This window comes from Oribacterium sp., from assembly GCF_057249185.1.
This window is the reverse complement of sequence record NZ_DBHIGR010000251.1, coordinates 1-1,954: the sequence shown is the minus strand read 5'-3', so window position 1 is coordinate 1,954 and position 1,954 is coordinate 1. Positions and strand designations below refer to the sequence as shown.

Annotated in this window: 3 protein-coding genes; all 3 read right to left on the bottom strand. The window is 40.9% G+C overall.

Annotated elements, in window-relative coordinates:
- Positions 1-649, bottom strand: a 649-nt coding sequence (locus tag ACO4PX_RS10080) for a hypothetical protein (protein WP_485572575.1), incomplete at its 3' end; no start/stop codon positions are given.
- Positions 650-809: 160 nt separating this feature from the next.
- The gene (locus tag ACO4PX_RS10075) at positions 810-1,406 is read right to left on the bottom strand and encodes an ABC transporter ATP-binding protein (RefSeq protein ID WP_472469116.1); all 597 of its coding nucleotides are present in this window, start codon (positions 1,404-1,406) and stop codon (positions 810-812) included.
- The coding region (locus tag ACO4PX_RS10070; protein ID WP_485572573.1) for an ABC transporter permease at positions 1,406-1,954 on the bottom strand (549 nt) is incomplete at its 5' end. The genes ACO4PX_RS10075 and ACO4PX_RS10070, both read right to left, overlap by 1 nt.

The window sequence follows — 1,954 nt, the reverse complement described above, 5'->3', positions numbered from 1 at the left end:
CATAGCTTCCGTAAGCATAGGCTCTAATCTTGTAGCTGTAGTTTCCGTTTTGGGTAATCGCAGAGCGAAAATCATAGCTGGTTCCGGTAGTTTCTCCGCTGGTGATAAACTGGCTTCCTCTATAAAGCTTTACCAGATATTTTTCCGCATTATCCACTCCGGACCATTCTGCCACACCGTTTTCATCTCTCCAGCTTACATCTCCAACTGTCAAGTCACCGGGATTTGCCTTCAGCTTCTTGGTCTTGATGGTAAGTGTGATGGAATTTGCAGTACCTGTAGCCTTTACAAATCCTACCTCAGCTCCGCTAAATTTATAAAAATTCGCAGTCTTCAAACTGTTAGTATTGAACTTATGCTCGGAATCCGCCTTTAAAATTACCTTGAACTGGGGAGTCGTGTTGCTTTTCCAAACATTTCCCTGCATATTCAAAGCGGTTCCTTCATCATTTTGAATGGTAAAACCGTCATCACCGCTACTTACGGAAATCTTCTTTGCAGCTGAGCCGATTTCAATATCCGAACTGTCAATCTGTAAATTCACCGATCCGATTTCCGCCTTGTTTCCTGCTGCAAAGGCGGAAAATGCGGAAACCGCCATAATACTCATTAACACTGCCATTCCTTTTAAAAATGATTTCGCTTTCATAGAAACCTCCTTTTGTCTATTCGCTATCAAAAGTATAGACAAAAGTCTTTCTTCATGTGTTACAAGTTTTCTGCCATTTCATAAATTTTTCTTTACAGTTTTTCTTTTTAAGTATTTAAAAGTGTGACTTTAAGTTTTTTATCATACAAGGCCCTTCAATTTATAACGCAATAGTTCCGTAATCCTTCCATAGCAATGGATCTTCATGACTGGCAAAGATTACCGGGCGTTTATTTTGATGAGAAAGCAGATACTCCTCCATTATCTTTCTATTTTCCTTATCCAGGCCTGTAAAGGGTTCGTCCAGAAGCAGGAAGTCAAAGGGAAACAGCATTGCCCTTAGAAAGCTTAATCGCCTCTTCATCCCCCCGGAATATTTCTCTACTTTTTTTCTGAAATCTTCTTCTTCGAAAAAAACAGTCATTTCTGTCAGAATTTCTTTTTTAGACAGCATCGGCAAAGCAATCTGAAGATTTTCCAATCCGCTACATTTTTCCAGCAGTCGATTTTCCTGAAATAGCATGGAAAGCTTAAAGCTCCCCTCTCCTCTGGCTGCCTCTCCGAATAGAAACTGTAGCTCACCCCGGTCCAGTTTTTCCAGAGAAGCCAAAATCCGAAGTAAGCTGGTCTTCCCCTTTCCGGATTCACCGGAAATTCTATAAAGAGAATGTTTGTGAAAATCCATTTGGCAGGAAAAATTGGAAAAAAGGACTTTTTCTCCAAAGCGCTTCTCTCCATTTTCAATTCGAATTTCCATTACACACATCCCTTCCTGCACAAAGCCTTAATCAGCAGTATGACCAGGATTTCCCAACACTGAGACAAAGCAATAATCACGATGCTCCAGGCAAAGACGTCCGCCATTTCCAGGCCCACCTTGGCCTCCATCAACTGATATCCTATACTTTTTCCCACTTGCCCAATCAGCTCCGCCGCAATGCCGCTCTTCCAGGAAAGTCCCATGGCTAATTTCGCTGCCCCAAGCAATAAGGGATATACTGCCGGAAGATGGATATACCGAAGTCTTCGATATAGGGAAAAATGAAAGACTTCCGCCATTTCCAGTAATTTATAGTCTGTTTTATGAAAGCCCTCCAGAAGGTTAATGTAGAAAATCGGAAAGGACATAAAACCGCTTATAGTGAAAGAAAGCTTGTCTCTTCCCAAAAAGAACAAAAGAATAATAATAAAACTGGCCACAGGTAAGCTTCTTAACACAAAAACCCCCGGCTTTAAAAAATCCTCCAACAGAGAATTTCTATAGGAAAGATAAGAAAGGATTAAAGCTAGGACAAAACTCAGAAG